General features: G+C 61.1%; 25 protein-coding genes. 13 read left to right on the top strand and 12 right to left on the bottom strand.

Annotated features, from left to right (window positions below):
- Positions 1 to 41 precede the first annotated feature (41 nt).
- Entirely contained in the window at positions 42 to 1,280 is a 1,239-nt protein-coding gene (locus tag GWQ27_RS18505; RefSeq protein ID WP_219598292.1) for a DUF3391 domain-containing protein, read from the top strand.
- Between the two features lie 58 nt (positions 1,281 to 1,338).
- Positions 1,339 to 2,502, top strand: a complete 1,164-nt coding sequence (locus GWQ27_RS18500) for a CinA family nicotinamide mononucleotide deamidase-related protein (protein WP_275908000.1) — start codon at positions 1,339 to 1,341, stop codon at positions 2,500 to 2,502.
- A gap of 43 nt (positions 2,503 to 2,545) precedes the next feature.
- On the opposite strand, the gene GWQ27_RS18495 is transcribed toward GWQ27_RS18500, so the two are convergent.
- The 3 genes from GWQ27_RS18495 to GWQ27_RS18485 all read right to left on the bottom strand — a co-directional run bounded on the left by GWQ27_RS18495 (position 2,546) and on the right by GWQ27_RS18485 (position 5,646).
- Entirely contained in the window at positions 2,546 to 3,640 is a 1,095-nt protein-coding gene (locus GWQ27_RS18495; RefSeq protein ID WP_275907999.1) for an ABC transporter permease, read from the bottom strand.
- A gap of 109 nt (positions 3,641 to 3,749) precedes the next feature.
- Complete coding sequence (locus tag GWQ27_RS18490; protein WP_275907998.1) at positions 3,750 to 4,679, bottom strand: ABC transporter ATP-binding protein; 930 nt, start codon at positions 4,677 to 4,679, stop codon at positions 3,750 to 3,752.
- Positions 4,672 to 5,646 carry an HlyD family efflux transporter periplasmic adaptor subunit gene (locus tag GWQ27_RS18485; protein WP_275907997.1) on the bottom strand — a complete coding sequence of 325 codons (975 nt, stop codon included), beginning with the start codon at positions 5,644 to 5,646 and terminating at the stop codon, positions 4,672 to 4,674. Before GWQ27_RS18485 ends, GWQ27_RS18490 begins: the two co-directional genes overlap by 8 nt.
- 288 nt (positions 5,647 to 5,934) lie before the next feature.
- On the opposite strand from GWQ27_RS18485, the gene GWQ27_RS18480 reads away from it, so the two are divergent.
- From GWQ27_RS18480 to GWQ27_RS18470, 3 genes are all read left to right on the top strand, one after another.
- Positions 5,935 to 7,602, top strand: a complete 1,668-nt coding sequence (locus GWQ27_RS18480; RefSeq protein WP_337589937.1) for a FapA family protein — start codon at positions 5,935 to 5,937, stop codon at positions 7,600 to 7,602.
- Between the two features lie 169 nt (positions 7,603 to 7,771).
- Positions 7,772 to 8,581, top strand: coding sequence for a sugar-phosphatase (yidA, locus tag GWQ27_RS18475; protein ID WP_169047284.1), 810 nt, complete (start codon positions 7,772 to 7,774; stop codon positions 8,579 to 8,581).
- 366 nt (positions 8,582 to 8,947) lie between these two features.
- Positions 8,948 to 9,727, top strand: coding sequence for a gamma-glutamyl-gamma-aminobutyrate hydrolase family protein (locus GWQ27_RS18470; protein WP_021138950.1), 780 nt, complete (start codon positions 8,948 to 8,950; stop codon positions 9,725 to 9,727).
- Here GWQ27_RS18470 and GWQ27_RS18465 read toward each other — a convergent pair.
- Positions 9,724 to 10,137, bottom strand: a complete 414-nt coding sequence (locus GWQ27_RS18465) for a hypothetical protein (protein ID WP_192873393.1) — start codon at positions 10,135 to 10,137, stop codon at positions 9,724 to 9,726. The two genes, GWQ27_RS18470 and GWQ27_RS18465, sit on opposite strands and share 4 nt — an antisense overlap.
- 115 nt (positions 10,138 to 10,252) lie before the next feature.
- Here GWQ27_RS18465 and GWQ27_RS18460 point away from each other — a divergent pair, with 115 nt between their 5' ends.
- Positions 10,253 to 11,779, top strand: a complete 1,527-nt coding sequence (locus GWQ27_RS18460; protein WP_275907996.1) for a mechanosensitive ion channel family protein — start codon at positions 10,253 to 10,255, stop codon at positions 11,777 to 11,779.
- Between the two features lie 41 nt (positions 11,780 to 11,820).
- Positions 11,821 to 12,219 (top strand): STY0301 family protein, encoded by a 399-nt coding sequence (locus tag GWQ27_RS18455; RefSeq protein WP_275907995.1) that lies wholly within the window; start codon positions 11,821 to 11,823, stop codon positions 12,217 to 12,219.
- 29 nt (positions 12,220 to 12,248) lie between these two features.
- Here the strand turns inward: GWQ27_RS18455 and GWQ27_RS18450 are convergent, their stop codons facing one another.
- From GWQ27_RS18450 to GWQ27_RS18425, 6 genes are all read right to left on the bottom strand, one after another.
- Complete coding sequence (locus tag GWQ27_RS18450; protein WP_265463054.1) at positions 12,249 to 12,959, bottom strand: HAD-IA family hydrolase; 711 nt, start codon at positions 12,957 to 12,959, stop codon at positions 12,249 to 12,251.
- Between the two features lie 116 nt (positions 12,960 to 13,075).
- A complete protein-coding gene (gene xerC, locus GWQ27_RS18445) occupies positions 13,076 to 14,044 on the bottom strand; it encodes a tyrosine recombinase XerC (protein WP_275907994.1) in 969 nt (322 codons plus the stop codon).
- Complete coding sequence (locus tag GWQ27_RS18440; RefSeq protein WP_005316158.1) at positions 14,037 to 14,717, bottom strand: DUF484 family protein; 681 nt, start codon at positions 14,715 to 14,717, stop codon at positions 14,037 to 14,039. Before GWQ27_RS18440 ends, xerC begins: the two co-directional genes overlap by 8 nt.
- An 82-nt stretch (positions 14,718 to 14,799) precedes the next feature.
- The gene (gene dapF / locus GWQ27_RS18435; RefSeq protein ID WP_011899114.1) at positions 14,800 to 15,630 is read right to left on the bottom strand and encodes a diaminopimelate epimerase; all 831 of its coding nucleotides are present in this window, start codon (positions 15,628 to 15,630) and stop codon (positions 14,800 to 14,802) included.
- Between the two features lie 182 nt (positions 15,631 to 15,812).
- Complete coding sequence (gene lysA / locus GWQ27_RS18430) at positions 15,813 to 17,063, bottom strand: diaminopimelate decarboxylase (RefSeq protein ID WP_005316164.1); 1,251 nt, start codon at positions 17,061 to 17,063, stop codon at positions 15,813 to 15,815.
- 20 nt (positions 17,064 to 17,083) lie between these two features.
- Positions 17,084 to 17,260, bottom strand: coding sequence for a lipoprotein (locus GWQ27_RS18425; protein WP_073531790.1), 177 nt, complete (start codon positions 17,258 to 17,260; stop codon positions 17,084 to 17,086).
- Positions 17,261 to 17,333: 73 nt separating this feature from the next.
- On the opposite strand from GWQ27_RS18425, the gene cyaY reads away from it, so the two are divergent.
- Together cyaY and GWQ27_RS18415 are read left to right on the top strand one after the other, a co-directional pair.
- Positions 17,334 to 17,648 (top strand): iron donor protein CyaY, encoded by a 315-nt coding sequence (gene cyaY, locus GWQ27_RS18420; protein ID WP_265463052.1) that lies wholly within the window; start codon positions 17,334 to 17,336, stop codon positions 17,646 to 17,648.
- Positions 17,645 to 18,298, top strand: coding sequence for a carboxylesterase (locus GWQ27_RS18415; RefSeq protein WP_275907993.1), 654 nt, complete (start codon positions 17,645 to 17,647; stop codon positions 18,296 to 18,298). Before cyaY ends, GWQ27_RS18415 begins: the two co-directional genes overlap by 4 nt.
- A 119-nt stretch (positions 18,299 to 18,417) precedes the next feature.
- Here GWQ27_RS18415 and GWQ27_RS18410 read toward each other — a convergent pair whose 3' ends face one another.
- Positions 18,418 to 20,949 (bottom strand): class I adenylate cyclase, encoded by a 2,532-nt coding sequence (locus GWQ27_RS18410; protein WP_275907992.1) that lies wholly within the window; start codon positions 20,947 to 20,949, stop codon positions 18,418 to 18,420.
- 323 nt (positions 20,950 to 21,272) lie between these two features.
- Here GWQ27_RS18410 and hemC point away from each other — a divergent pair, with 323 nt between their 5' ends.
- The 4 genes from hemC to GWQ27_RS18390 are packed head-to-tail and all read left to right on the top strand — an operon-like array spanning position 21,273 to position 25,153.
- Positions 21,273 to 22,202: a hydroxymethylbilane synthase gene (gene hemC, locus GWQ27_RS18405; RefSeq protein WP_275908023.1), complete on the top strand. Its 930-nt coding sequence runs from the start codon at positions 21,273 to 21,275 to the stop codon at positions 22,200 to 22,202.
- Complete coding sequence (locus GWQ27_RS18400; protein ID WP_275907991.1) at positions 22,199 to 22,933, top strand: uroporphyrinogen-III synthase; 735 nt, start codon at positions 22,199 to 22,201, stop codon at positions 22,931 to 22,933. Before hemC ends, GWQ27_RS18400 begins: the two co-directional genes overlap by 4 nt.
- Positions 22,930 to 23,979, top strand: coding sequence for a uroporphyrinogen-III C-methyltransferase (locus GWQ27_RS18395; protein WP_005316199.1), 1,050 nt, complete (start codon positions 22,930 to 22,932; stop codon positions 23,977 to 23,979). The genes GWQ27_RS18400 and GWQ27_RS18395 overlap by 4 nt, the downstream gene beginning before the upstream one ends.
- 10 nt (positions 23,980 to 23,989) lie before the next feature.
- Positions 23,990 to 25,153, top strand: a complete 1,164-nt coding sequence (locus tag GWQ27_RS18390; protein ID WP_113720746.1) for a heme biosynthesis HemY N-terminal domain-containing protein — start codon at positions 23,990 to 23,992, stop codon at positions 25,151 to 25,153.
- 94 nt (positions 25,154 to 25,247) lie between these two features.
- Here GWQ27_RS18390 and GWQ27_RS18385 read toward each other — a convergent pair whose 3' ends face one another.
- Positions 25,248 to 25,499, bottom strand: coding sequence for a YkgJ family cysteine cluster protein (locus GWQ27_RS18385; protein ID WP_169047275.1), 252 nt, complete (start codon positions 25,497 to 25,499; stop codon positions 25,248 to 25,250).
- Positions 25,500 to 25,767: the final 268 nt, after the last annotated feature.

Genomic DNA, 25,767 nt, shown 5'->3' with positions numbered 1-25,767 from the left:
TGACTAGCATACGGCTCAGTGTGTCTCTCGCAGCCAAGACAATGACAGGTATCAAAATTTCCGTAGACCGACTGCAAGTCGGCAATTTCGTCTCTCTGCCACTGGGTTGGCGCGAACACCCCTTCCTGTTTTCCAGCTTCAAACTCAAGAATGAAGAAGAGATAGAGTTGATCCGTCGGCTCGGGCTCAAGATGGTCACCATCATTCCGGACAAGAGCGATGCGCCGCCCAAGCCACTGAGCCAGCTCCAGGCACAGCCTGCCGAGGTGCCGGACACCTCGCTGCGCCAGGCCGAGATGCAGCGGGATAAAGAGCAGCGCATCGAGCAGTTGCAACAGTATCGTCGTGATTTGCAGCAGTGCGAGAAGCAGTTCCAGCAATCTCTGGCGCAGGTACGCAGCGTCATGAGCAAGATCCAGTCCCGTCCCCTCAACGCCATCGGCGAGGCCCAGGAGCTGATCAACGCCATGACGGAGCAACTGCTGGCGGTGGATGAGATGGTGCTGCACCTGGTCTCTGACAGCGAAGATAGCAACAACCTCTACTTCCACTCCCTCAACGTCAGCGTGCTCAGCATGCTGCTGGCCAAGGAGTGCAACATGTCGGCCGACGAAATTCGCCAGGTCGGCATGGGCGCCCTGTTCCACGACATCGGCAAGCTGAAGATCCCGAGCCAGATACTGCGCAAGACAGAACCACTCACCAAGCCGGAGCAGAACCTGATGGCCCAGCATTCACGCTACGGCCTGGATCTGCTCAATCTGGCCAAGGATTTCCCCGCCGAGGCGAAAGGAATCGTGCTGCATCACCACGAATATCTGGATGGCAGCGGGCCCGAGGGGCTCAAGGGTGGGCAACTAGACCCGCTCACCCAGATGGTGTCGCTGATCAACGAGTACGACAACCTCTGCCACCTGCAGGCCAAGGTGCCCTACTCGGCCCTGAGCGGCCTCTACAAACAGCGCAAGGCCCAGTTCAACCCTGAATACCTCAGCATGCTGATCCGGCTGATGGGCATATACCCGCCAGGCAGCGTGGTGCAGCTCTCCAACGGTCAGGTGGGACTGGTGATGTCGGTCAATGCCTCCCGCCTGCTCTACCCCTCTGTGCTGGTGTACGATCCGCGCATCCCTCGCCAGGAGGCTGTCATCATAGATTTGCAGCAGGCCGAGCTGTCCATCGCCAAGGTAATCCACCCCAAACGACTGCCGCCAGCCGTGTTTGAATACCTCAATCCGCGTACCCGGATCAGCTACTACTTCGAGCAAGCCAAACCCTGATTGCCCCGGCCATGGTGCATGGCCGTCCCAGTTCACTTCCCCAGCCCAAGGAGCCCCCATGCGTATCGAGATCATCAGTACCGGAGACGAGATAGTGACTGGGCTGGTGGTGGATACCAATGCCGCCTGGCTCAGCGCCCTGCTGCTGGATCAGGGCTGGCAGGTGCGCCGCCGCGCCACAGTGGGGGACAACCTCGCCGACCTGAAAACCGTGCTGCAGGAGAGCGCCAGCCGCGCCGACGTGGTGCTGGTATGCGGCGGTCTGGGCCCCACCGCCGATGACCTCACAGCGCAGGCGGCAGCCGAAGCGTTCGGACAACCGCTAACGCTGTTCCCTGAGTGGCTGGCCACCATAGAGGCGCGCTACGCCAGTCGGGGCCGCCCCATGGCGCAAAGCAACGCCAAGCAGGCCTGGCTGCCACAGGGGTGCGATATCCTGGACAACCCGGTCGGCACCGCCTGCGGTTTCGTGGTCAGTCAGATGAACAGCCAGGGCCGGAGTCAGCTCTTCTTCACCCCGGGCGTACCGTTCGAGTTCAAGCAGATGGTGCGCGAGCAGATTTTGCCGCGCCTCAAACAGCTGGCTGGCGCACAGACCGATACCGAGCTGCGCCGTTTCTACAGCTTCGGCATTTCGGAATCGGCCCTCTCGGACATGCTGGATGCGGCGCCCTGGCCGGCAGGCATAGAGCTGGGTTATCGCTCCGCCATGCCGTTGATCGAGCTGAAACTCATCGGTCACGGTGCGACCAGGGTAGACATGGAGGCCGCCGAGGCGCGACTGCTCGCAGCCATCCAGCCCTGGCTGGTGGGACGCGGGAATGACGAACCCACGCAGCAGATCCTGACCCTGCTGGGGGACAAACCGCTGACGCTGCTGGAGGGGGAGAGCCGGGGTGCCCTGCTTGCACTCTGCCACGATCATCCCCGGCTGGAGGCTCACTACAGCCCCCATCTTGCCAGCGAGCTGGCATTGCTGCCCGGCACCACAGCGGGCTTGCATCTGACCATAGGACAAGAGGGGGCTGACGGCGTGCCGCTGCTGCTCTGCGCCCATGGGCAGCAGACCGGCCAGACGGTGAGGGTCAACCATCCGGACCCCGATAGCCGACGCAAGATCCTCGCCTTCGCCGCCCTCGACATGCTGCGCCGCCACCTGCAAGGCTTGCCCGTGCTTGGCGACTATCTCACCCTGCCCAGAACGGCGCAGCGCAGCAGCTAGGCATCAAACGCCGCTACCCGCGCATCTGGCATCGGCGTACGCTTCAATCCAGACTCTTCTTGAACCTGTGGGCGGCCAGGGTCAGCACCAGCAGGGTGAACCCCGCCAGCCAGAGCACATCCGTCAGCAACTCCGACAGCTCCCCGCCCCGCAGCACTATGCCCCTGATCAGCCTCATGAAGTGGGTGGCAGGCAGCACCTCTGCAATCCACTGGGCCGCCACCGGCATCCCCTCGTAGGGAAACATGAAGCCCGACAGCAATATGGATGGCAGCAGTATGAACACCGTCATCTGCATCGCCTGCAACTGGGTCTGGGCCAGAGTGGAGATGAGCAGCCCCAGAGTCAGGCTGGCGGCAATAAACAACAGGGTCGCCAGCAGCACCTGACTGAGTGCCCCGTTGATCGGTACGTCAAAGATGAAGTGGCCGAGCCCGAGTATGATGGCCACCTGGACCAGCCCCACGCCGATATAGGGCAGTATCTTGCCAAGCATCAGCTCCATGGAGCTGACCGGGGTAGTGATGAGCAGTTCCAGATTGCCGCGCTCCCGTTCGCGCACTATGGCCGCCGAGGTGAACATGATCATGGTCATGGTGAGGATCACCCCGAGCAGACCGGGCACTATGTTGACCGCAGATCGCCTAGCCGGATTGAAGTAGAGCACCGTCTCGAAAGTGGGTGGGGCAGATTCAAGGCCCGGTTTTAGATCGGAGAGCGGCATGTTGCGAAGGCCGAGCAGGGCCCCGGCTATCATGGTATCCGAGCCATCCACCAGCCACTGCCCTGCCGTCTCACCGGCGCTGAGGCGGCGGCTCAAGTCAGGGGGCAGCACCAGCACGGCCCGCACCTCGCCCCGGGTCAGGGCGGCCTCCGCCTCCTGTACCCCCACGTAATGACGCTCTATACGCACCACCTGGCTCGCCTTCACCGCCTCCACCAGCAGCCGTCCCGGCACGCTCTGGCTCATCTCCACCAACCCCACCGGTATGTGGCGCACATCCGTGTTGATGGCGTAGCCGAACAGCAGCAGCTGGATCAGGGGTATCATGACCACCATGCCAAACGTCAATCTGTCCCGCGCCAGCTGCCTGAGCTCTTTCTGGGTAATGGCCCAGAGCCGTCGCAGACTGTTCATCGACTCGCTCCTTCAGGGCTCATCACCGCCACAGTGCCAGAGGTCAGTCTGTCCCGTGCCAGCTGCCTGAGTTCTTGCTGGATAATGGCCCAGAGCCGTCGCAGACTGTTCATGCCCTCGGCTCCTGACCGGTGCAGCTGACGAACACATCCTCCAGGCTGGGTCTGACCAGCGCCATGGCGGCACCGGCCAACGCTGGGCAGGCCTGCTGCAACCAGGCAACCGGTTCAGCCAGCTCCTTGTCCACCAGCACCCGCAACCGCTGGCCAAGCTGGGCGGCGGATCGCACCTGTGTCAGCTGCAGCAACTGCTGCTTGAGCAACCGCAAGTCGCTGGTCTGCACTTCCACCACCCGGGTGCTCATGGCATCCATCAGCGCCTGTGGTGACCCCTGGGCACGTACCTGCCCCGCCTCCATGATGGCCAGCGCATGGCAGCGCTCCGCCTCGTCCATGTAGTGGGTGGTCACCAGTATGGTGGTGCCCCCTTCGCTGAGATCGAACAGTTTCTCCCAGAAATCGCGCCGGTTCTGCGGATCCACCGCCGAGGTGGGTTCGTCGAGCAGCAACAGGTCCGGATGGTGGATCACTGCCGCCGCCAGCGCCAGCCGCTGCTTCTGGCCGCCACTCATGGCACCGGCCCGCTGCCGCGTCAGCGACGTCAGTTCATAGGTCTCCAGCAACGCGTGCAGGCGCGCCGTCAACGACTGGCCAGCCATGCCGTGAATGCGCCCCATAAACTCCAGATTTTCCCAGGTCGTCAGCTCGTCATAGAGGGAGAACTTCTGGGTCATGTAGCCGATCCGGCGCCTGAGCGCTTCAGCCTGTTTCGGAATGCTCAGACCCAACACCTCCACTTCTCCCGCCGAGGGAGTGAGCAGGCCGGTCAGCATGCGCAGTGTGGTGGATTTGCCGCAGCCGTTGGGGCCAAGAAAACCGTGGATCTGCCCTCTGGGCACGCAGAGATCCAGCCCGTTCACCGCCAGAAAATCGCCAAAGCGCCGGCTGACACCCTTGGCTCGGATCGCCAGCTCACTCATGAGCGGACCTCTCATCGCCGGGATCGGCCTGCAGCGGCAAGCCGCTCGGCAGATCCTGCGCCCCGTCGGGCAGGTCTATCTCGGCCAGATAGACGAGTCGGGCCCTGTCCTGTTCGTTGAGGGCGTAGTAGGGAGTGAAAGCCGGTTCTTTCGAGATCCAGCGCAACCGGCCGGTGAGCGGCTCGGCCACCCCATCCACCACCACCCGCACCGGCTGGCCGATGCGGTAACTGGCGAGGGAGGGCTCAGGCACATAGACCCGGGCGTAGGGCGCCTGATCCGCCTGAATGGCGGCCAGCACGGCACCGACCGACACCCTTTCGCCGATATGATAGGGCAGGCTGTCGAGCCGGCCACTGCGAGTGGCAGTGATGGAGAGATCCGCCAGCTCCCGTTCGGCCAACGCTACCTCGGCACCGGCTGCCTGCAAGGCAGCATCGGCCTCGTCAATGTCTTCGCTGCGTACGCCACGGGCCAACTTGTCGAGCTGTTGGCGGGCCCCATCCTGCTCGGCCAGCGCGCCGTCGCGCAGGGCGCGGGCCTTGTCGAGATCCGCCGGGCTGACCAGCTTCTGACGCACCAGTCGGTCGATGCGCACGAAGTTGCGCTCGCTCTCCCTGACATTGGCCTCGGCCTTGTCGAGATTGGCACGGGCGGCGGCAATGTCCTCCGGTCGCTCGCCATTGGTCATGCGGGCGAGGGCAGCACGAGCTTGCGCCTCCCCGGCACGGGCACGGGCCAGCACCGCCTGCTGGCGGCGATCGTCCAGCCTTGCCAGCAGGGTCCCCTCCTCCACCATGCTCCCCTGGGCCACCGGCAAGGCCCGGATAATCTCGCTGGCGGTGGCGGTCAGCAGCACCCGATCCCGCTCCAGCGTACCGAGCGCCGTGGTAGAAACCTGTGGCTGGCAGGCAGTCAGCAGGCTAAACAGGCCTAAAGGCAACAGACAATGACGCAAGATCGACACTCCTCTCGTGACCTTCAATCTCGTCCCGATACAAAGCATTCCGGGACGCTGGGCCGACACGTCTCTCACTGACAAGCCGGTTCCTTGAGTGGTCAGCATACCCGCTGTCATCCCTGATTTCCTCGCCCCAGCTCACCCATTTGTACTTAGCGCGTTGACCCAAAAAGAGAAATACCCGAATACTGCAGACCGGCGTGATGTTGATGACTCGCGTTTTTAATAAAAAGCCGATTAAATGGAAGCAAGTAGCGATCTCACTGGAGATCATGGCGAGAGTAAGGGAGCCGGGTGTTAAGCAAAGAGTGGTTACTGTTATCAGCCGATATGGAATACGCCTGTCTGCGCATCGTGCCCGGGCTGACCAAACCCGTTTCGGAGAGCAACATCCTGGCGTTGTTGCAGGCCTCCAACTGTCGCCGCTACCAGCCGCTGCCGGAGGGGATCAAGCAGGCCATCAGCTTGCTCAATACCCTGTTGAGCAACCCGGCCGCCCCGCTGCCCCGCAACCCAGTCCCCATTGCCCAGCGCCACGATGCCCGTGTCACGCTGATCGTCGAGAAGGACCGGATGAGCGCCATCGCCCAGATAACCGCCGATTGGGGTGGCAAGTGTCTCACCACAGAACAGCTGGAGCTGGCAATCCAGGCCAGCGAGGCCAACCAGGGAATTCAGGATGCGCTCATTGCCGCAGCCATACAGACCGCCAGGGAGGCGGCACCGGGCTCCTTGCTCAAGTTGCCGGTGGCGCTGGGCCAGGCTGCGGTCAATGGCAAGGACACCCATCTGGAGCTGCTGGTGGAGACACCCGCCGAGCGGATCCTCAAGCCCCAAGAACAAGATAATGGCCGGGTCGACATGCGGGATCTGGGCACCATAGTCACGGTCAAAGCCGGTGCCCAGTTGATGCGACGCCACCCTGCGACCAAGGGGGTGCCCGGTTTTACCGTCACGGGCCAGGATCTGCCCGCCAAAGATGGCAAAGACAGCGCCATGAGCGCAGGCGATGGCACTTGTCTCTCCCCTGACGATCCGGATTTGCTGCTTGCCAGCCGGGCCGGCCTCCCCTGCAAGGAAAAAGCGGGCATGAAGGTAGATGAGGTCTTGAGTGTCAAGCAGGTGGATGCTCGCCATGGCCATATCACCTTTGAAGGGGGGCTCATCGTCAATGCCGACGTCCAGCCCGGCATGAAGGTCAAGGTCAGTGGCGACATCGTCATCGGTGGTTTTATCGAAGGGGCCGAGATCGAAGCTGGCGGCAGCATAACGGTACGCCATGGCATCATAGGTAGGCGCAACGAGCAGGGGGAATACCTGTGCCGCCTCAGTGCCCAGGGCGAGATCCACGCCAGTTATGCCCAGTACGCCAAGCTGGAGGCAGGGGGCGACATCCAGATCCAGAGCCAGCTCAACCACTGTTACAGTTGCAGCGGGCAAGACATCAAAGTGGGCGACACCAATATGCGCAAAGGGCATCTGCTCGGCGGCACCAGCATTGCCAATCGCCTCATCATGGCCCCCATTCTGGGCGCCTCAGCGGCCAACCACACCAAGTTGCAGATCCTTGGCGGCTACTTCACCCACAAGGAGCAGGAGCTGGCCCTGCGCCAGCGCAAGCAGGAGTGCCGGGCCCAGCTGGACAAGCTGCAGGATCTGCTGCTCAAGCTGTTGCAGTTGCCCAGCGACAAACGCAACCCCGAGACCCTGCAGAAGATAAAGCTGATCCGTACCAAGCATCTCGAGGAGAGCAAGCTGCTGGATGAGCAGCTGGAGGCAGCTCAGGAGGAGCTGCAAAAGCTGATGGCGGAGATGGATATCATCGCCACCCAACGGGTCTTCTCCGGGGTCGAGGTGGAGATGGCCCACTATCACTGTCGGGTCGATATCGAGCATGGCCCCATCCACTTTGCCATTCGCGAAGATCAGGTGCAGCTGACCCCTTACGTACCGCAAAAATGACCCTGGCCGGAGACAACCGGCCCTCTCCTCATTGCCCTTCCACCTTGCGAGCGGGCGCCCAATCCTCGGAATCCATCCCGTCAATCCGTGATCCAGACGGCGATTTTCGCTACACTCGGCCTCCCATTGGCCCCATAGGGCGGGCCAGCCAGACTTCAGGTAGTGAGAGATGTACAAGCTGATCGCATTGGATATGGATGGCACCCTGCTGAACCCCCAGGGCCAGATTTCACCCCGCACCCACGCCGCCATTGCCGCCGCCCGCGCCAAGGGAGTGACAGTGGTGCTTGCCTCGGGCCGCCCCCTGGAAGGGATGAGCCGCTATCTGGTAGAGCTCGGCCTCACGGGGCAGGATGACTACGTCATCTGTTACAACGGCGCTCTGGTGCAGCAGGTTGCCGACCAGCGCATCATTCGCAGCCAGCTGCTCACCGGAAGCGACGCCAGCGCCATCGCCAGACTGGCCGACGAGCTGGAGGTGAACGTACACGGCTTCTCGGTCAGTCAGGGCCTCATCAGTCCCAGAGTCAGCACCTATACAGAGCACGAATCCCGCCTCATCGGCATGCCCATCAATCTGATCGATTTTGCCACTCTGGCGGCCGACGAACAGATCATGAAGGTGATGATGATCGACGAGCCACCCCGGCTCTCCCGCGCTATCGAACGCCTGCCAGCCGAGCTGTACCAACGCTACACTGTGGTGCAGAGCGCCCCCTTCTTCCTCGAATTCATGAACAAGCAGAGCAACAAGGGCACAGGGGTCGCCGCACTGGCCGAACATCTGGGCCTTGACGCCTCCCAGGTCATCGCAGTGGGGGATGCAGGCAACGACCATCACATGATTGAATACGCAGGACTGGGGGTGGCCATGGGCAACGCCACAGATGAAATCAAGGCGCTGGCCCAACACATCACGGGCCGCAACGACGAGGATGGTGTCGCCCAGGTGATCGAACGGTTCATCCTGAACGCCTGAGCCAAACAAGGGGCCTCCACCAGGGCCCCTTCTGCTATCCGGCCAACCTGACCAAATGTTTAATATATCCACCACGAGTATCCCCTTCATACCCACTGCATCCCGTCAAGGCCCCTATAAAAGGGACTCGAGCCTGTGTGCCGCTCATGGCGATTAACATTTCAGCATCATTTCGTTTGACATATTGAACGGCCTTGGCAGACTGGGATCAGGATCCAGGCCGTCATTGCCCAGGCTGACCGACGATTCTGGTACTGCGGCACGACCCTGATCCCACGACCATGCCTTGAGGCATGCCCTTGCCCTCTCGCTGGCAGCAAGGGCCTTCCCAAGGCGCAGGACCGCAAAGGATAGCCAAGGTGAATCATGACTCGCATCCCCCACACCCCGCGTAAACCCGTCGTACTGATGACAATGGGCGCCCAGCCCCGCAACGGTCACGCCTATCAGGTGATGACCCACAAATACATCACGCCCCTGGTGGACATCAGTGGCTGCGTGCCACTATTGGTCCCCACCTGCTGCGGAACGGAAGACCTGGCGCAGTATCTGGATCTGGCTGATGGCGTCTATTTGAGCGGCGCCGGATCCAACATAGATCCTGCCCTCTATGGCCAGGAGAACCTTACCCCGGAGAAGCAGCAGGACAGAGACAGGGATCTGTTCGACATTCCGCTGGTACGTGCCGCTCTCGATCGCGGTCTGCCAATCCTCGGGATCTGTCGCGGCATGCAGGAGATCAACGTGGCCCTCGGGGGCGACATACACCAGAAGGTCTACAGCGAACCCGGCTTTGACGACCACAGGGAAGATTCAGACGACCCGGTCGATGAACAGTACGGGGAGAGTCACCAGATTGAACTGGTGCCCGGCAGCTGGTTTGCAGATCTGATGGGGCAACCTGCTATCCCCGTCAACTCGCTGCATGGACAGGGGATCAAGACGCTGGCAAAGGGGCTTGAGCCGCTGGCCCATGCCGAAGACGGGCTGGTCGAGGCCATTCATGCCCCCACCCTCTCCCCCTTCCTGCTGGCGGTACAGTGGCATCCTGAGTGGAAGGCGACCGAAAATCCCCACTCCATCAAGATCTTCCAGGCCTTTGGTGACGCCTGCCGCCAACGCCGTGATGCCACTCCCGACAACTAGTCACCGAACCCACGCGGCTTGAGCTTGGGCAAGCCACCGCGCTCGGGACGCATAGTGCTGCACACATCCATGCCCTTGAGCCCGCGCTGGATATGATCCGGCGTGTGGCCAAACACCATGCCGTTGCTGCGGTAAAGGTTGTCATCGTCGAGCTCGAACAGCTCGCCACCGATGAGCATCTGTTCACGACCATCCACCACCTTGCCCCGTTTCAGCGGCAGCGTCATATCGGTCAGCACCTCGCCGGTGGCACACCCCTCAAGCCAGCGGGCCTCGTCGGAGAAAGGGGTAATGGCAATCTCGCGCCAGGAGCCATCCCTGAACTCGACCCTGTATCTGTCAGTGAACAGATCGCATCCAGCCAGTGGCAACAATGCCACCAAGCAGATGATTTTCTTTGTTAATTGCACCAAGTCGCACTCTCCTGTCGAGACTGACAACAGCATAAATAAATCGTGTCGCCAGCGCACCCTTTACCCTTGTCTAACCAGCTATGCTGGAAATATCCAACGATAAGGGGCTGTTATGTTTAGCGATAATTTCGTTGCCCTACCTACCTTGCAATGGATTGGCGAACACCCGTTCTGGACCCTGCTTACCCTGTTCTTGCTCATCACCCATTTTCTGCGCAGCCCGGGGCGGCGGCGCGAGCTGATTTCCGAGCTCGGCTTCGTCATGATGAGCATGGTCGTGATCCTGCTGATCCAGTTCGAGGGAGGCTGGTTCCGCCTGCCTCTTCCTCACCGCTGGCTGGTGGAGATCTCCAGTCTGCTGGCCGGTCTGGTGCTGGTGAAGGTCTGGGGCATATTGCTGTTCCAGTTTCTGCTGCCCCTGTGCCAGATCCGCATACCGCGCATCATAGCGGACATCGTCATCACCATCGGCTACATCAGCTGGTGCCTGTTCCGGCTATACGCTTCCGGCATGGCCCTTGGCGAGATAGTCACCACCTCGGCCGTCATCACCGCCATCATCGCCTTCTCCATGCAGGACACACTGGGCAACCTGCTGGCTGGAGTCTCCATCCAGCTGGACAACTCCATCGCCATCGGTGACTGGTTGCAGGTGGAAGCCATCCAGGGCCGGGTGGTGGAGATCAACTGGCGCGCCACCACCATGGAGACCCGCAACTGGGAAACCGTGGTGATCCCCAACAGCCACTTGCTCAAGCAGCGTTTCACCGTGCTGGGACGGCGACAAAATGCCCCCCTCCAATGGCGGCGCTGGGTCTGGTTCGATCTGACCCTGGATACATTGCCGACCCAGATCATCGCCCTGATCGAGAAGTCCTTGCGGGAAACCAATCTGCCCTGTGTGGCCAAATATCCTCAACCCGACTGTCTGTTGATGAATGTGGAAGGGGGAATTGCCCGTTATGCCGTTCGCTACTGGCTGACCGACCTGGCGCGGGACGACCCGACCGATTCCATGGTGCGCAGCCTGATCGATGCCGCCCTGCGCCGTAACGACCGGCGTCTCACCCCCCCCATTTTCAATGTCTTCATGGCCAAGGAGAAACAGCATCAGGATGCCCGCCACAAGCGCCACACAGTCGAGCGCACCGCCACCCTGCGCAAGTTGCCGCTGTTTGCCATGTTGCAGGAGGATGAGCTGATCCAGCTCGCCGATCAGGTCAAATTCGCCCCCTTCGTCAGTGGCGACATCATGCTGGAGCAGGGGGAGGTTTCCGGCTGGCTGTTTGTGCTGGTCAAAGGAGAAGCTGAAATGCTGGTCAAGGTGGAGGGGCGTGAATTGCCGCTCGGCACCCTCAATACCGGCGACTTCTTCGGCGAGCTGAGCCTGCTCACCGGCGACCCCAGTCCCTTCACGGTGCGGGCACTCGGCACCGTTGAAACCTACCGCATCAATCAGGCCATGTTCCAGGAGCTGGTGATGCACAGGGAGTCTCTGGTCGAGCCGCTCTATCGGGTGCTGAGCAGTCGCGAGCAGGAGCAGCAGACACTGTTGGCAAGGGAGGCGGAGTCCATGAAGCAACCACCGCAACAGCGTGATCTGCTCAATAAACTGATGAAGCTGTTCAGTGGAGGATGACGTAGCATGGGGCACCACATGATGCCGGGAGACCCCACATAATGTTACTGACCGCACTGGCTTTGAGCGCCAGTCTGCGATTTGACTGCCCGCCAGCCATAGACACCCGCCAGCAGCTGTTGAGCCAGCCTCGGGGCTGGCAAGCCGTGGCCCGTAACAACCTGGGAGATGCGGGCCAGCCCCTGAGCCACAGGCTGGATAACCTGGCCCTGTTTGATGGCGATCCGGGCGAGCTTGCCCAGCTCAAACCGGACAATGGTGACAACGACGAGACTCACTACTGGAGTCTGGACAGCCGCAATCCGCGACCATTTTATCTGGTCTGCCACTATGGGGGCACAGCCATCACCTTGCAGCAGGCGCTCCCCCCGGGCATCAACTACTGCCGCGTCAACCAGACCGACCATGACCAGCTGCGCGGACTGATTTGTCGTCAATAAGGGCCGCGAACAGCTGCCGGCGAACACGATCAGAGCAGCAGGTCTGCCAGCTCTCCCAGTCCGTTCAGTTCCACATCCGGCAACAATGGCAACTGCCGCCAGGAGCGCTGGCGGTCATTGAGCCAGGCGGCGCGAAAGCCGTGCAGGCGGGCGCCCAGCACATCCGTCTCTGGATGATCCCCCACGTGCAGTATCCGGTCTGGTGCCAGCTGGAGGGCGGCCTGCGCCTGGACAAACATGTCCGGCGCCGGTTTCATCCTGGCACCCGCCCCTGCCTTGCAGACCAGGGTGAAGTAGTCATTCAGCCCGGCCTGGGCCAGGTCCAGATTGCCATTGGTGATCACCACCAGCGGATAGCGCTCGGCGAGTCGTGCCAGCAACTCATGGGTCGCGTCACTCACCTCAATCTTTGAGCGTTCGGCGAGAAAGCCGGCGAACACCTGCTCCGCCTCGCGACTGGCGATGGCTGCCGCCATGCCGCCCTGCAACATGGCCTCATGAATGGTGCGCTGGCGCGCCAGACTGACATCCTGGCGCAGCTCGGGATGGGCGATCAGCATGGTGCGTTTGAGATCCAGCCAGCGTGGCTTGTCCAGCATGGCGGTCGCCAGGTATTCGCTGCGCAGATGCTCAAGCATCCACTGCTCGGCCCGTTCAATGGCTGGGCCGTTGTCGTAGAGGGTGTCATCGAGGTCGAACGAGATGGCAGCAACCGGCTGCCAACGGCGATAAAAATGCATTCATGCTCCTTCACTGCGGGGTGATCTGGCCCCCTTGTTCATCTTCCGGCACATCTGGCTACCCTGGCGGTTTGGATGCTCAGATAACCCCAGACACTCCTTCACAGAGGTAAAGGTCACTCATCTTCCGGCGTGGCAGGATCCCGCTTTGCTCTTGGGTGGGCATTGTCATAGACCTTGGCCAGATGCTGAAAATCGAGATGGGTATAGATCTGGGTAGTGGAGAGATCCGCATGACCCAGCAGCTCCTGCACGGCACGCAGATCGCCGGAGGACTCCAGCATGTGAGTGGCGAAGCTGTGGCGCAGCTTGTGGGGATGGACGTGGGCATTGAGCGCCTGCTTGTTGCCCCAGCCATCGAGCCGCTCCTGTACGGAACGGGCCGACAGCCGCTGTTTGCGCTTGGAGACGAACAAGGCGTCGGCCTCGTCCCCCGCCAGCAGAGGGCGAACCTTGAGCCACTTGTGCAGCCACTCCACCGCCATTCTTCCCATGGGCAGCACCCGCTCCCGCGAGCCCTTGCCGGTCACCTTGAGCTGACGGTCATCGAGCTTGATGTCACCCAGATTGAGCCCCACCAGCTCGGCCAGCCGCAGGCCGGAAGAGTACATCAACTCCATGATGGCCCGATCCCGTACCGCCAGGGGATCCTGCTCGTCTGTGATATTGAGCAACTGGTACATCTCGTCCACATCCAGATTTTTCGGCAGCGGTCGCCCCTGTTTGGGGGTCACTATGCCACGGGCCGGGTTGGCGGTGAGCCGTCCCTGGCGCACCTGCCAGTCGCAGAAACTGCGCAAGGCGGAGATCTTGGTAGAAAGGGAGCGGGGAGCGAGCCCGGCCTTGTGCATCCGGGTCACCAGACTGCGCACCTGGCTCGCCTCGAGCCGGGCCCAGTCGCTTACACCCAGCCTGACCAGCTCGGTGGCCATGGCCTGCAGATGGGATTCATAGTTGCTGCGAGTGTGAGGGCTGAGCTGGCGCTCGACCCTCAGGTATTCGATAAAGGCCGCCAGCTCATCGGCCAGAGAGGCTGGCAGAGGCTCGGCGGCAGGGAGAGACGCTTTGGCCGGTTCCCTAGCCATGGGTCAGTTCAGGCAGACGCAACTGCAACAAGCGACCCAGCTGACCCAGCAGCAGGGTGTCGTTATGGGGGCTGAAGTGGCTGGGATCGGAACTGGCAAAGGCCAGCACGCCGAGATCGCCGAGCCGCATCAGAGCCACGGAGTTGACCAGCACATCGTGGCCAAACAAGGCCTGCTTCTCACTCTGGTTGAGGCGGCCAAAATAGTAATCCTGCCCCGGCAGCCGTTGACCCAGCAGTTGCTCGAGTTGCTTGCCGTCCGCCATGAAGCGCAGCTCGGGGCCGCTCAACTGGAATTTCTTCGGGCTGAGCCAGAGCCGCAGGCCGGTCAGCCGCAGCCGCTGCACGAACGCCTTGCCCATCACGGCGCTCACCTCGAACAGAGACTGGCAACCATAGAGCTCGCCGTAGAGGTCGGCATAGACCCGGAAGATCCGCTCGTTCTCGCTGGCAATCCCCATCAACTCGGTGATCTCCTGCTCCAGCTGCTCGATGCGCTCCCGCTGCCTGTCCATCTGGCGTTCAACCAGAGAGACCGAGCCTTTGCGTTCATGGGGAATGCGGATCCGGTCCAGCATGGCCGCGTGGCGCTGGAAAAACTCGGGATAACGGGCCAGGTACTCCAGCACTGTGGCTTCATCCACCAGTGGCTCCTGCCGTTTGAGTTCGCTCATAAATTGGTTGGTCCATTACAGAAAAAGGGCACTGGGCCCTGACATTATCGCGCAGCAGAGAGGGCTTGCGCCCTCGTCATGCCTATAACTCTATCTGGCCGTCGAATACATGCTCGGCCGGGCCCGTCATATAGACCGGCTGACCCGGCCCCTTCCAGGCTATGGTCAGCTTGCCACCCGGCAGACTGACGGTGACCCGCTCCTTGAGCTTGCCCTGACTGATGCCAATCACCGCCGCCGCACAGGCGCCGGTACCGCAGGCCAGGGTCTCACCCACACCGCGCTCGAATACCCGCAAGCGGATCTCGGTGGCGTTGACCATCTCCATGAAGCCGACGTTGACCCGTTCGGGAAAGCGCTCGTGCCGCTCCATGATGGCACCCAGAGTTTCCACCGGCGCATCGGCTACCGACGGAACTTCAATGACGCAGTGGGGGTTGCCCATCGAGACCACACCACACATCACAGTATGCTCTTGTGCCCGCAACAGATAGGTTTTTTCCGCCTTCTGAGCCCGAAACGGGATCTTGCCCGGCTCAAACTGGGGCACCCCCATGTTGACCGTGACCTGATTCTCTCCTTCCAGCTGCAGGCTAATGCGGCCACGGGCCGTGCTGACCGCAATGCGATCCCGGTTGATCAGCCCCTTGAGGCGCACGAAACGGGCGAAACAGCGGGCACCATTGCCGCACTGCTCCACCTCGCTGCCATCGGCATTGAAGATGCGATAGTGGAAGTCGAGTTCAGGGTCATAGGGCGGCTCCACCAACAACAGCTGGTCAAAACCGATCCCGAAGTGGCGATCCGCCAGCTTCTTGATGACGTCATTGCTGAAAAACACCTTCTGGGTGACACCATCCACCACCATGAAGTCGTTGCCCAGCCCATGCATCTTGGAAAAATCTATCAACATAGTGCGTTCCTGTACCCTTTAGGCAGTAAATGCTCGGCGCACCAGCGATCCGCTCAATCGTGCGTTCCCCTGCTATCAGGGCCGTCAATGCTCGCAACACCGGCAATCGGTCAACTGCTCGCGCGTTCAACGCACACAGAGACGCATCTGGAAAATCCAGTCGCCGTGGTGCCTTCCTGTGTTCAGGGCAGTAGATGCTCACCACGCCAGAGATCGGCCAACTGCTCGCGCTCTCTGATGAGGAAGGATTGGGTGCCATCCACCAGCACCTCGGCCGCACGCGGACGAGTGTTGTAGTTGGATGACATGGTAAAGCCATAGGCACCGGCGGAGCGTACCGCAAGCAGGGAGCCCTCGGCGATGGCCAGGGTGCGCTCCTTGCCGAGGAAGTCGCCGGTCTCGCAGACCGGGCCGACCACGTCATACAGCGCCTTCTCATGGGCCGTGCGGCTGTCCACCTCTATGATGTTCATCCAGGCGCCGTAAAGAGAGGGGCGCAGCAGGTCGTTCATGCCGGCATCGATCAGGGCAAAGTTGCGAGTTTCACCCGGCTTCAGGTACTCCACCCGGGTCAGCAGCACACCGGCGTTGGCGACGATGGCTCGGCCTGGTTCGAACAGCAGGGTCAGATCCCTACCCGCCAGCTTTTGCTTGAGCGCCTCGGCATACTCGGTGGGATGAGGTGGCTGCTCGGCACCATAGTTGACCCCGAGGCCGCCGCCCACGTCCAGGTGATGGATGTGAATGCCTTCCGCCGCCAGGGTATCGATCAGGCGCAGCAGCTTGTCGGCCGCCTCCATGAAGGGGTTGAGTTCGGTCAGCTGGGAACCGATATGGCAATCCACCCCCTTGATCTCTATGTTGGCCATGGCCGCCGCCTTGCGATAGATGGCAGGCGCCTGCTCGATGGGGATGCCGAATTTGTTCTGCTTGAGGCCGGTGGAGATATAAGGGTGAGTGCCGGCATCGATATCCGGATTGACCCGCACCGAGACCCGGGCCTTCTTGCCCATGCTGCCCGCCACCCGGTTCAGACGCTCCAGTTCGGCTTCCGACTCCAGGTTGAAACAGAGGATCTCTTTGTCCAGCGCCAGCCGCATCTCGGCTTCGCTCTTGGCCACGCCGGAGAAAACTACCTTGGCCGGATCACCGCCCGCCGCCAGCACCCGCGACAACTCGCCGCCGGAGACGATGTCAAAACCCGAGCCCAGGCGGGCCAGCAGGTTGAGCAGCGCCAGATTGGAGTTGGCCTTGACCGCATAGCAGATCAGATGGGGAATATCGCCCGCTGCCTGATCGAAGGCATGCCAGTGGCGTTCCAGGGTCGCACGGGAGTAGACGTACAGCGGGGTGCCGTATTGCTCGGCAAGGTGTTGCAGCGAGGTTTGCTCGGCCTGAAGCTGGCCGTCGGCATCGTAGTTAAAGTGATCCAAGGGGGCGGTTCCTTCCTAAATTATTGCGGCGCGGCCTCTGGGGCAGCTTCGACGGTCGCAGGCGTCTGTGCTTGCGGTGTACTCTCGGTCTGGGGCTGCTCGGGAGGCGGCATGTAAAGCGGTCCCGTCAGGCCACACGCGGCCAAACCAAGAGACAGAAGAGTGGCGAGCAGACACTTGGTAAGCTGGGTAATCATAATGGTTCGCTGCGAAAAAATTTTTGGCCCTCTATAATCGCACTCACATTGTTAAAAGCAACAGGATAAACCGATGAAGGATCACGAGTATCACGCCCTGACCGACGCCTTTTTCCAATATGTGGAAGACACTGTCGACGCAGGATATCCGGATATTGACTGTGAACGTGCCGGTGGGGTCTTGACCCTGTCGTTCGAGAACAAGACCAAGGTCATCATCAACAAGCAGGAGCCCCTGCACCAGATCTGGGTCGCCACCCGCGAGAACGGTTTCCACTTCGAGCTGCAAGGGGCAACCTGGATCGACAACCGCTTCGGCCATGAGCTCAAGGCGCTGCTGACCAAAGCCTGTACCACACAGGCAGGTGAGTCAGTGGTATTCCCATGATTGACATTCATCCACAGGACGCCCGCCACGCCGTGATCTGGCTGCACGGGCTGGGGGATTCCGGAGCCGGGCTGGCCCCGCTGGTGGACGCGCTGGACTTGCCTGCCGACCTGCCGGTTCGTCATCTGCTGCCCGACGCGCCCGAGCGGCCCATCACCATCAACATGGGCTACAAGATGCGCGGCTGGTACGACATCAAGAGCTTCGACGATCCGGCAGACCGCGCCGTAGAGTCCCATGTGCGTGAATCCGCCACTCGTATCGCCGCCCTGCTGGACCAGCTGGTGGCCGAAGGGTTTGCCCCAGAGCGCATCCTGCTGGCCGGTTTCTCCCAGGGCGGAGTGATCGCCTCCTTCACTGCTCTGCGCCATCCGGTTCGGCTGGCTGGCCTGCTTTGCATGTCTACCTATCTGGCTGCGCCCGAACAACTGGTCGAGGAGATGAGCGAGGCCGCCCGCAGCCTGCCCATCTGCTACATGCACGGCATCTATGACGACGTGGTGAATCTCTCCATGGGCTGGGATGCCAAGAACCGGCTGGAAGCGGCGGGGCTCACCCTCGAGTGGCACGAATATCCGATGCGCCACGAGATCTGCCGCCCCCAGCTGGATGACATCCGTCACTGGCTGCTGGCACGCCTCAGTGCCTGATCGGGCTCACGACGGATAAAACAACGGCCTGCTTCTGCAGGCCGCTTTATATTCGATTTGTTCGAGGATGTTCTTGAGGCTGCTTGCCTCTCTTGCGACCCTTCGCCGGGCCACATGAGCTAGCCAGTGGCAGACCCCAGCTCGCGGGCCGGACTGGCGTTGTCACGCATCTGACCCTGACTGCGGTAGGGGATCACCTCCAGCTCGCCATTGATCTGCACTATCTCGTAGTACTGGGGCAAGTTGAAGTTGCTGAACTGGCCCGCATCGCTGAAACGCTCGTGGCTGGAAGCATAGAAACGGTTCACCCCCTGCACCAGCTCATCCTTGTTGCCGGCAAAATGCTGGTAGATCTCCACCCGGTTCGCCTCATCCAGGATATAGATGTTGGTGCCCGCATCCCGGGTATCGAAGAAGAACTGCACCAGCCCTTCACTGGCGTAGGCATCGACTATGTCGGGCAGATGCTGACTGTGGGTCTTGTCGAGCCGCAGCGGCAGGTGATCCAGCTTGTTGTGGGAAATATGGCGGTAGAAGTCGATGGCGTTTTCCAGCTTCTTGACCGATACCCCGCGCCGTTCGAAGAAGATACCGTACTTCTCGCGACCCAGCGCCAGCGTCTTGACCAGTTGCAGCTTGTCGCGCGCGAGACGCAACTCAATGCACTCGGCCACCAGTTGCTGGAAGCGGGTCCGAATAAGAGAGCGGAAGTGCTGGCTGTAACAGAACACTTCGATCATCTCGGGAGCCGCCGCATCCTGATGCATCTTGCCGAGAATAGTGGTGAGAGCATCCACCACGGCTTCGTCGCCCTGGAAGTGCAGGGTGCGGATCTCGCTCCAGGAGTTGCGATAGACCAGGTCCACCGAGCCTACCAGACACTCCTGATTGCGACCGAACGAGAACACATCGGCAGCATTGGCATCGAACTCGATCACCTGACCCATCCAGTGGCTGGTCGGGTCCGTCTCCAGGTTGAGGAAAATGGAGAGCTGACGGATCTCGCACGGACGGCTGAGGGCCAGGTTGGTGGCGCGGGGATACTTGACCGGGAAGGTACCGGACAGGTCGCGGCAGAACTGGTGCAGATTGTCGATGTGCAGATCCGATCCCTGATTGAACAGGTGCACCCGGGACTGGGGCGTCAGCAGACCGTTGAAGTAGGCCCAGGAGACCAGCTTGCTGATGTAGCCGTTATATTCGAGCGGCGCCCGGCCAATGATGTCTACCGGATCCAGTGAATGCTTGTAGAGATACCAGCCGGCGCGGTTGAGGCGACCATGAGGAACCTGCACTAGGCTCAGATCCGGCTCACTCAGATCCGGCGCTATGGTCAGATTGATGCGCTGCACCTTGCCCGGCAGGCTCTCGAACGCGGCGTAGAGCTTGCGTGACAGTATGCCTATGTCTTCCGGATTGATGGACTCGCTGATGTTGTTGCGCCGGGCAAACTGGATCAGGTTGCGATAGCTCTGCATCAGGGCTTCCAGCAACTCGGCGTGGGCCACCTTGACGTCTTCGACCTTCCACTCCTGGCGGTAATCCAGATGGTGGAGCCGCTCCGGGCTCCAGCCCCAGTAGGAGACCAGCTGGGTCATCTGCTCGCGGCGCCAGGCCGGGGAGTGCTCCTCCTTCGGATGGCTGAGGCCGTCACACACTTTCAGATAGAAGCAGCGGCGCACCAGATCGAGGCGCTGCATGTCACCAATGGACTTGAGGTAGTTGGTCACCTTGTCCAGCATCAGACAGTAGTTGTCGAGCCGGTAGTGCATGCCATCGTTGTGCTGGAACCAGTCGCGACTGGTGACCGACAGCAGACGGGTGTTGGGATACTCGTGAGAGTAAGCCTCCATCAGCACCGACTTGAGCACGGCTTTGTAAGGGGAGTCGATGCCCTTATAGAGCTGCCACAAGGCGGAACCGAAGTACTCTTCGGCCGGAATCCGGTTGAACCCACCCAGATCGAGCCAGTCATCCTGGCTCAGCTTGCCATCCGCAAACAGGCTGTCCACATACTCGTCGTAGTGATCGTCATACTCGGCAGGCACCAGATACCAGAGCAGGCGCTTGCCCGCGATCAGCATGGCACTGCGGTAGAACTCGTCGAGCAGCAGCAGGTGCTGGGCGCTGCCACAGCTCTCTCCCTGCATCTGGGCGTCGTTGCACTGGCGGAACTTGTCTTCGGGGATCAGGAAGAAGTTGAGATCCACCCCCCGCTGCTCGGCCCACTTGGAAAGTTGCTGGCACTTGAGATCCAGCAACTCGAGCCGCGCCTGCGACAGGCCGGCCACGTGGCAGACCCAGATGTCGAGATCCGAGTGGCAGCACTGACCGATGGACGAAGTGCTGCCCATGGAGTAGAGCCCCTGGATCGACTTGTCATGGGTAGTGAGGCCGTTCTGGCAGTTGGCGTTCTGGCACAGATCCTTGATGAAGGCCTGCTGGGCCTCGTTGGCGGTAAAACTCCAGATGCCGTGGGGCACATCACCTGCCACATAACCGGGCAACAGGGGATGATTGAAGTGCAGCATGACAGGCAGCAGTTGGAAGACCTGCTGCCCATAGCGACTCATGAGACCTAACGCCCGTTGCGTCTTGAGACGATTGAGTTCGTCGTAGCGCGCCACCAGCGTATCGAGTTTTACCAGCAATGCCCTGCCTATACCAAGGTAAGAAATGACGCACCAAAACGGGGAGACGTCAAAAAAGTGTGATCATGTTAACAATGCAAACAGCGGTGGTAAACAAGCCCGCACTGAATCACCGGATTATTTCTGACAAGCCACTAAACAGTATCAATGGAAAGCAATAAAAATTAATAATTTCATGTAGTTAATAAATTAATTTACCTTAATGAAAATCATTTTCAGCAGCCCTTTTTGAGCTTGGCCCCGCTTTTGTGGGCTGCGCCATGAAAGCCCCTGCAAAGGGTGGTAAGATCGTTTTCCTTCTAAAGATGAAACAACTGATTGATATGGCAGCCCGAACCCTGAAAATTGCCACTCGCAAGAGCCCATTGGCCCTGTGGCAGGCCAACTTCGTCAAAGACCGGCTGGAAGCCCTGTACCCCGAGTTGCAGGTCGAGCTGGTGCCCATGAGCACTCAGGGTGACAAGATCCTGGATACCCCTCTCGCCAAAGTGGGTGGCAAGGGGCTGTTCGTCAAGGAGCTGGAAACCGCCATGCTGGAGGGCCGCGCCGACATCGCCGTCCACTCCATGAAGGATGTGCCGGTGGAGTTCCCGGAAGGGCTGGGCCTGCACACCATCTGTGAGCGCGAAGATCCGCGCGATGCCTTCGTTTCCAACCGTTTCAGCCAGATAGAAGCACTGCCGCAGGGCGCCGTGGTCGGCACCTCCAGCCTGCGCCGTCAGTGTCAGCTGCGGGCCGCCCGCCCGGATCTGGTGATCCGCGACCTGCGTGGCAACGTCAATACCCGTCTCGCCAAGCTGGATGCCGGTGAATATGACGCCATCATTCTTGCCGCCGCCGGCCTGAAGCGTCTGGAGATGGCACATCGCATCACCGCCTTCATCGAGCCGGAGCAGAGCCTGCCTGCCAACGGTCAGGGTGCGGTCGGCATCGAATGCCGCCTCGATGATCACGAGCTGCACACCCTGCTGGCACCGCTGGAGCACGCCGAGACCCGGATACAGGTGCTGACCGAGCGAGCCATGAACCGCGCCCTGCAAGGGGGCTGTCAGGTCCCTATTGGCGCCTACGCTCTGGTACAGGGGGATGAGGTCTGGTTGCGCGGTCTGGTGGGCAGCCCGGATGGCAGTCAGGTGATCCACGACGAGATCCGCGGTCCGCTGGCAGACGGTGAGGCCCTCGGCCACACCCTGGCCCAGCGTCTGCTGGCGGCCGGTGCCGACGTTATCCTGGCCGAGGTCTACCGGGCATGATACCCCTGGTGGTGCGCCCGGCCGCTCAGGCCGCCGAGCTGGTGCAACTGCTGCGCCAGCACGGCCACGCACCGCTCTGCTGTCCACTGCTTGAAACGGCAGCGGGCAGCGAACTCCCCCGCCTGCCCGAACTGCTGCCCCAGGCTGACATCGTCATCGCAGTCAGCGTGCATGCAGTTCATTTCACTCATCATTTTCTGTTGCAAACTGGTCAGACCTGGCCAAGTATTGACTACTTTGCGGTCGGCCAGGCCAGCGCGGATGCCTTCGCCGAAGTCGGTATAGAGGCGAGCTGCCCTGACGATCCCCGTAGCGAAGGGCTGCTGGCCCTGCTCGCCCTGCAACAGGTGAGCGGCAAGCGGGTATTGATACTCAGAGGCAATGGGGGCCGGGATCTTATCGCCCGGACGCTGGCCTCACGCGGTGCTCTGGTGCACTATTGTGCGGCCTATGAGCGCCACTACCCCGAACTCGACGGGGACGCATTGACTCGCCATTGGCAGGCAGCCGGGCTCGACAGCCTGCTCATTACCAGTGGTGAACTGTTGCAACGGCTGCTGGAGCTGGTGCCAGGCCAGCAGCAGCCCTGGCTTTATGACCGCCTCTTGGTGGTGCCCAGCCCCCGCGTGGCCGACATGGCCAAGATGGCGGGCTTTACCCATATCACGATTGCCCAGGGTGCATCCAACCAGGCCCTGACGGCCGCTCTGGAACTGAGGAAGATGGAATGACTGAACAACAAGAATCCCAGGTCAAGCCCCAGCCGACCGCCGTGGTCAATGGCGGCAAGAGCCGCTCCGGCGTTCTGCTGGGTGGCGTTGCCATACTGCTGGCCCTCGGCCTGACTGGCGGTCTCTACCTGCATGGCCACCAGAGCGCCGTGGCTCAGCAGGGGGAACTGGATCAGCTCAAGCAGCAACTGGCCGAGGCCATGAACAAGCTGGATCAGAGCAACAGCAAGGATAGCGAGCAACTGAGTGCGCTGGGCAAAACCCAGCAGCAACTGCAAGAAGAGCTCAAGGGTCTGCAGAATCGGGTGCTGGATCTCAACGACAAGCGTCCCAACGACTGGATGCTGGCCGAATCCGAATACCTGGTACGCATGGCGGGCCGCAAGTTGTGGCTGGAACATGACCTCATCTCCGCCATTACCTTGCTTGGCAATGCCGACGAGCGGATCAAGGCGCTCAACGATCCCAGCCTGATGCCCATTCGCAAGGCACTGGCGGAAGACATAGCCCAGCTCAAGGGGATGCCGCGCATCGACCGTGAAGGATTGACTCTGAAACTGGCCGCCCTCTCTGACCAGATAGAGCTGCTGCCACTCTCCACCGTCAGCATGCCGGAAGCCAAGACCGAGCCGGATCAAGCCGTCAGCACCAATCCGGACGAATGGGAAAGCAACCTGAAGAAGAACTGGGTCAAGTTCACCGAGAACTTCATCACCATACGTCGCCGCGATGGCGCCGTGGAAGCCCTGCTCTCCCCGCAGCAGGAGATCTTCCTGCGCGAAAACCTCAAGACCAAGCTGCTGCAAGCCCAGCTCGCCGTCTACCGAGAGCAGCAGGCACTGTATGACGACAGCCTGGAGAAGGCACAACGCTGGCTGACCCAGTATTTCGATACCGACAACAGCGCCACTCACTACATGCAGTCCGAGCTGGACAAGCTCAAGAGCGAGCAGATCCAGTTCACCTATCCGGATCGCTTCAAGACCCAAGCCATGCTGGAAGAGGTGCTGACCGAGCGCCTGCAACGCATTCTGGCCAGCAACTGAGGAGGGCACCATGATTCGTCTGATTGTTCTGGTGGCCGTGATGATAGCCGGGCTGATGTTTGGCCCTGAAGCATCCGGCAACAAGGGGTATGTGCTGATCGCCCTGGGTAACTACACGGTAGAGTCCTCTGTCACCAGTGCCGTGATCCTGGCCGTGCTGTTCTACGGCGCCCTGCTTGTCATCGAATGGCTGCTGGGCAGGGTATTCGGTCTGCGCCGCAAGACACTGGGCTGGTACGGTTCACGCCGGCGCCGCAAGGCCAACCAGCAGACGGTGGCAGCGACACTGGCCATGGCCGAAGGTCACTACAGCCAGGCCGAGAAGCTGATGCTCAAGGGCGCCAGCAACAGCGATACCCCGCTGCTCAACTATCTGAGTGCCGCCAAGGCCGCCCAGGCCCGTGGCGACGACGTGCGCCGGGATCAATACCTGCAAAAGGCGCAGGAGGAGAACCCCAAGGCCGAGCTGGCACTGACCCTGACCCAGACCCAGCTGCAAATTGAGCAGGGCCAGTACGACACTGCGCTGGCCATGCTGGAATCCGTCTACGCCCTCAACCCGCGCCATCCCATGGTGCTGGATCAGCTGCGTCAGGTACATCTGGCCCGCGAAGACTGGGCGGCCCTCATCGACCTGATCCCCGTGCTGCACAAGGTGGGCAAGCTGACCCCCAAACAGGAAGAAGATTTGCTGCATCGGGCCTGGACCGGTCGGCTCAAGGCTGCCAGTGACGCCCTCGAAACCCTGCGCCCTGTCTGGCAGGATCTGCCCCGCAAGCTGCGCCAGGATCCGGATCTGCTGGCCGCCTACGGCGATCGCCTGCGTGAGCTTGGCGCCGACAGCGAAGCCGCCGAACTCTGGCTGGACGCGCTGCGCAAGCAGGTCTCCCCCCAGTTGCTGGCTCGCCTGCCCAAACTCAAGCTCGAGAGCTACCAGCCGGTGCTGACCCTGTTGCAGAAGATACAGGATCAACCGGGTGTCGAGGCGGCCCTGGCCCAGGTCTATCTGCTGGCGGGTCAGCTGGACCAAGCCCAGCGCCTGCTGGAACAGGAAGTGGCGAAGACACCTAGCGCCGCCATCTACCACGCCCTTGGCCAGGTAATGGACAAGCGCCGGCTCACCAACAAGGCCAACGAGTATTATCGTCAGGCCCTGGCGCTGGCCGACGTCTGACCCGGCTGCCGCTGACGGATACCACCCAAAAAGAGAGGCCGCGATTGCGGCCTCTCTTTCTTCTGATCTGCTCTGATTTTACGCCGCAGCCGGTTTATGCCGTCTGTCGCTCCAGCTCACCGATGAGCCAGATGGCCTCTTCCCGATGAAAGCCGCACACATCCTGCATGGGTCGAAAACCACCGCAAACCGTTGGCCGATCAGGCTGGTCGAAGATCTTGCAACCCAGCTGCATGTCGAGCTGTACGCAGGGCACACCGGCCGGCTTGCCGGCGGGCATACCCGGGATGGCACTGCTGATACTGGGGGCGATGCAGCAGGCACCACAACCTTGACGACATTCCATGTAACGCTTTCCTGTGCGTGGCGAACCAGTCTAGCAAAGAGCCGTGATTCCCCTTAGCCTTATCCCGGCGCGCCCTGAAATAGCGACCTCCCAGACAACAAAAAGCCCGACGGCAACAGCCGTCGGGCTTTTTCAACAGCAGTGTCCCGTCCTGAATATGGTTTACACCTTTCCCCCACATAAACGGAGAGCCCGATGGGACAAGGTGTGAAACGGACACAGCGCGATTACTCGCTGACTTTTAAACTGGCACTGGTCGAGCAGATTG

The organism is Aeromonas sp. 5HA1 (assembly GCF_029237245.1).
GTDB lineage: Bacteria > Pseudomonadota > Gammaproteobacteria > Enterobacterales > Aeromonadaceae > Aeromonas > Aeromonas salmonicida.
This window is presented reverse-complemented; position numbering and strand designations above follow the sequence as displayed.

What these genes read in the sequence shown, in the direction of transcription:
- GWQ27_RS18505 (WP_219598292.1), top strand. Translation starts at nt 42, where the DNA reads ATGACAGGTATCAAAATTTCCGTAGACCGACTGCAAGTCGGCAATTTC.
- GWQ27_RS18500 (WP_275908000.1), top strand. Translation starts at nt 1,339, where the DNA reads ATGCGTATCGAGATCATCAGTACCGGAGACGAGATAGTGACTGGGCTG.
- GWQ27_RS18495 (WP_275907999.1), bottom strand. Translation starts at nt 3,640, where the DNA reads ATGAACAGTCTGCGACGGCTCTGGGCCATTACCCAGAAAGAGCTCAGG.
- GWQ27_RS18490 (WP_275907998.1), bottom strand. Translation starts at nt 4,679, where the DNA reads ATGAGTGAGCTGGCGATCCGAGCCAAGGGTGTCAGCCGGCGCTTTGGC.
- yidA (WP_169047284.1), top strand. Translation starts at nt 7,772, where the DNA reads ATGTACAAGCTGATCGCATTGGATATGGATGGCACCCTGCTGAACCCC.
- GWQ27_RS18470 (WP_021138950.1), top strand. Translation starts at nt 8,948, where the DNA reads ATGACTCGCATCCCCCACACCCCGCGTAAACCCGTCGTACTGATGACA.
- GWQ27_RS18460 (WP_275907996.1), top strand. Translation starts at nt 10,253, where the DNA reads ATGTTTAGCGATAATTTCGTTGCCCTACCTACCTTGCAATGGATTGGC.
- GWQ27_RS18455 (WP_275907995.1), top strand. Translation starts at nt 11,821, where the DNA reads ATGTTACTGACCGCACTGGCTTTGAGCGCCAGTCTGCGATTTGACTGC.
- GWQ27_RS18450 (WP_265463054.1), bottom strand. Translation starts at nt 12,959, where the DNA reads ATGCATTTTTATCGCCGTTGGCAGCCGGTTGCTGCCATCTCGTTCGAC.
- xerC (WP_275907994.1), bottom strand. Translation starts at nt 14,044, where the DNA reads ATGGCTAGGGAACCGGCCAAAGCGTCTCTCCCTGCCGCCGAGCCTCTG.
- GWQ27_RS18440 (WP_005316158.1), bottom strand. Translation starts at nt 14,717, where the DNA reads ATGAGCGAACTCAAACGGCAGGAGCCACTGGTGGATGAAGCCACAGTG.
- dapF (WP_011899114.1), bottom strand. Translation starts at nt 15,630, where the DNA reads ATGTTGATAGATTTTTCCAAGATGCATGGGCTGGGCAACGACTTCATG.
- GWQ27_RS18425 (WP_073531790.1), bottom strand. Translation starts at nt 17,260, where the DNA reads ATGATTACCCAGCTTACCAAGTGTCTGCTCGCCACTCTTCTGTCTCTT.
- cyaY (WP_265463052.1), top strand. Translation starts at nt 17,334, where the DNA reads ATGAAGGATCACGAGTATCACGCCCTGACCGACGCCTTTTTCCAATAT.
- GWQ27_RS18415 (WP_275907993.1), top strand. Translation starts at nt 17,645, where the DNA reads ATGATTGACATTCATCCACAGGACGCCCGCCACGCCGTGATCTGGCTG.
- hemC (WP_275908023.1), top strand. Translation starts at nt 21,273, where the DNA reads ATGGCAGCCCGAACCCTGAAAATTGCCACTCGCAAGAGCCCATTGGCC.
- GWQ27_RS18400 (WP_275907991.1), top strand. Translation starts at nt 22,199, where the DNA reads ATGATACCCCTGGTGGTGCGCCCGGCCGCTCAGGCCGCCGAGCTGGTG.
- GWQ27_RS18395 (WP_005316199.1), top strand. Translation starts at nt 22,930, where the DNA reads ATGACTGAACAACAAGAATCCCAGGTCAAGCCCCAGCCGACCGCCGTG.
- GWQ27_RS18390 (WP_113720746.1), top strand. Translation starts at nt 23,990, where the DNA reads ATGATTCGTCTGATTGTTCTGGTGGCCGTGATGATAGCCGGGCTGATG.
- GWQ27_RS18385 (WP_169047275.1), bottom strand. Translation starts at nt 25,499, where the DNA reads ATGGAATGTCGTCAAGGTTGTGGTGCCTGCTGCATCGCCCCCAGTATC.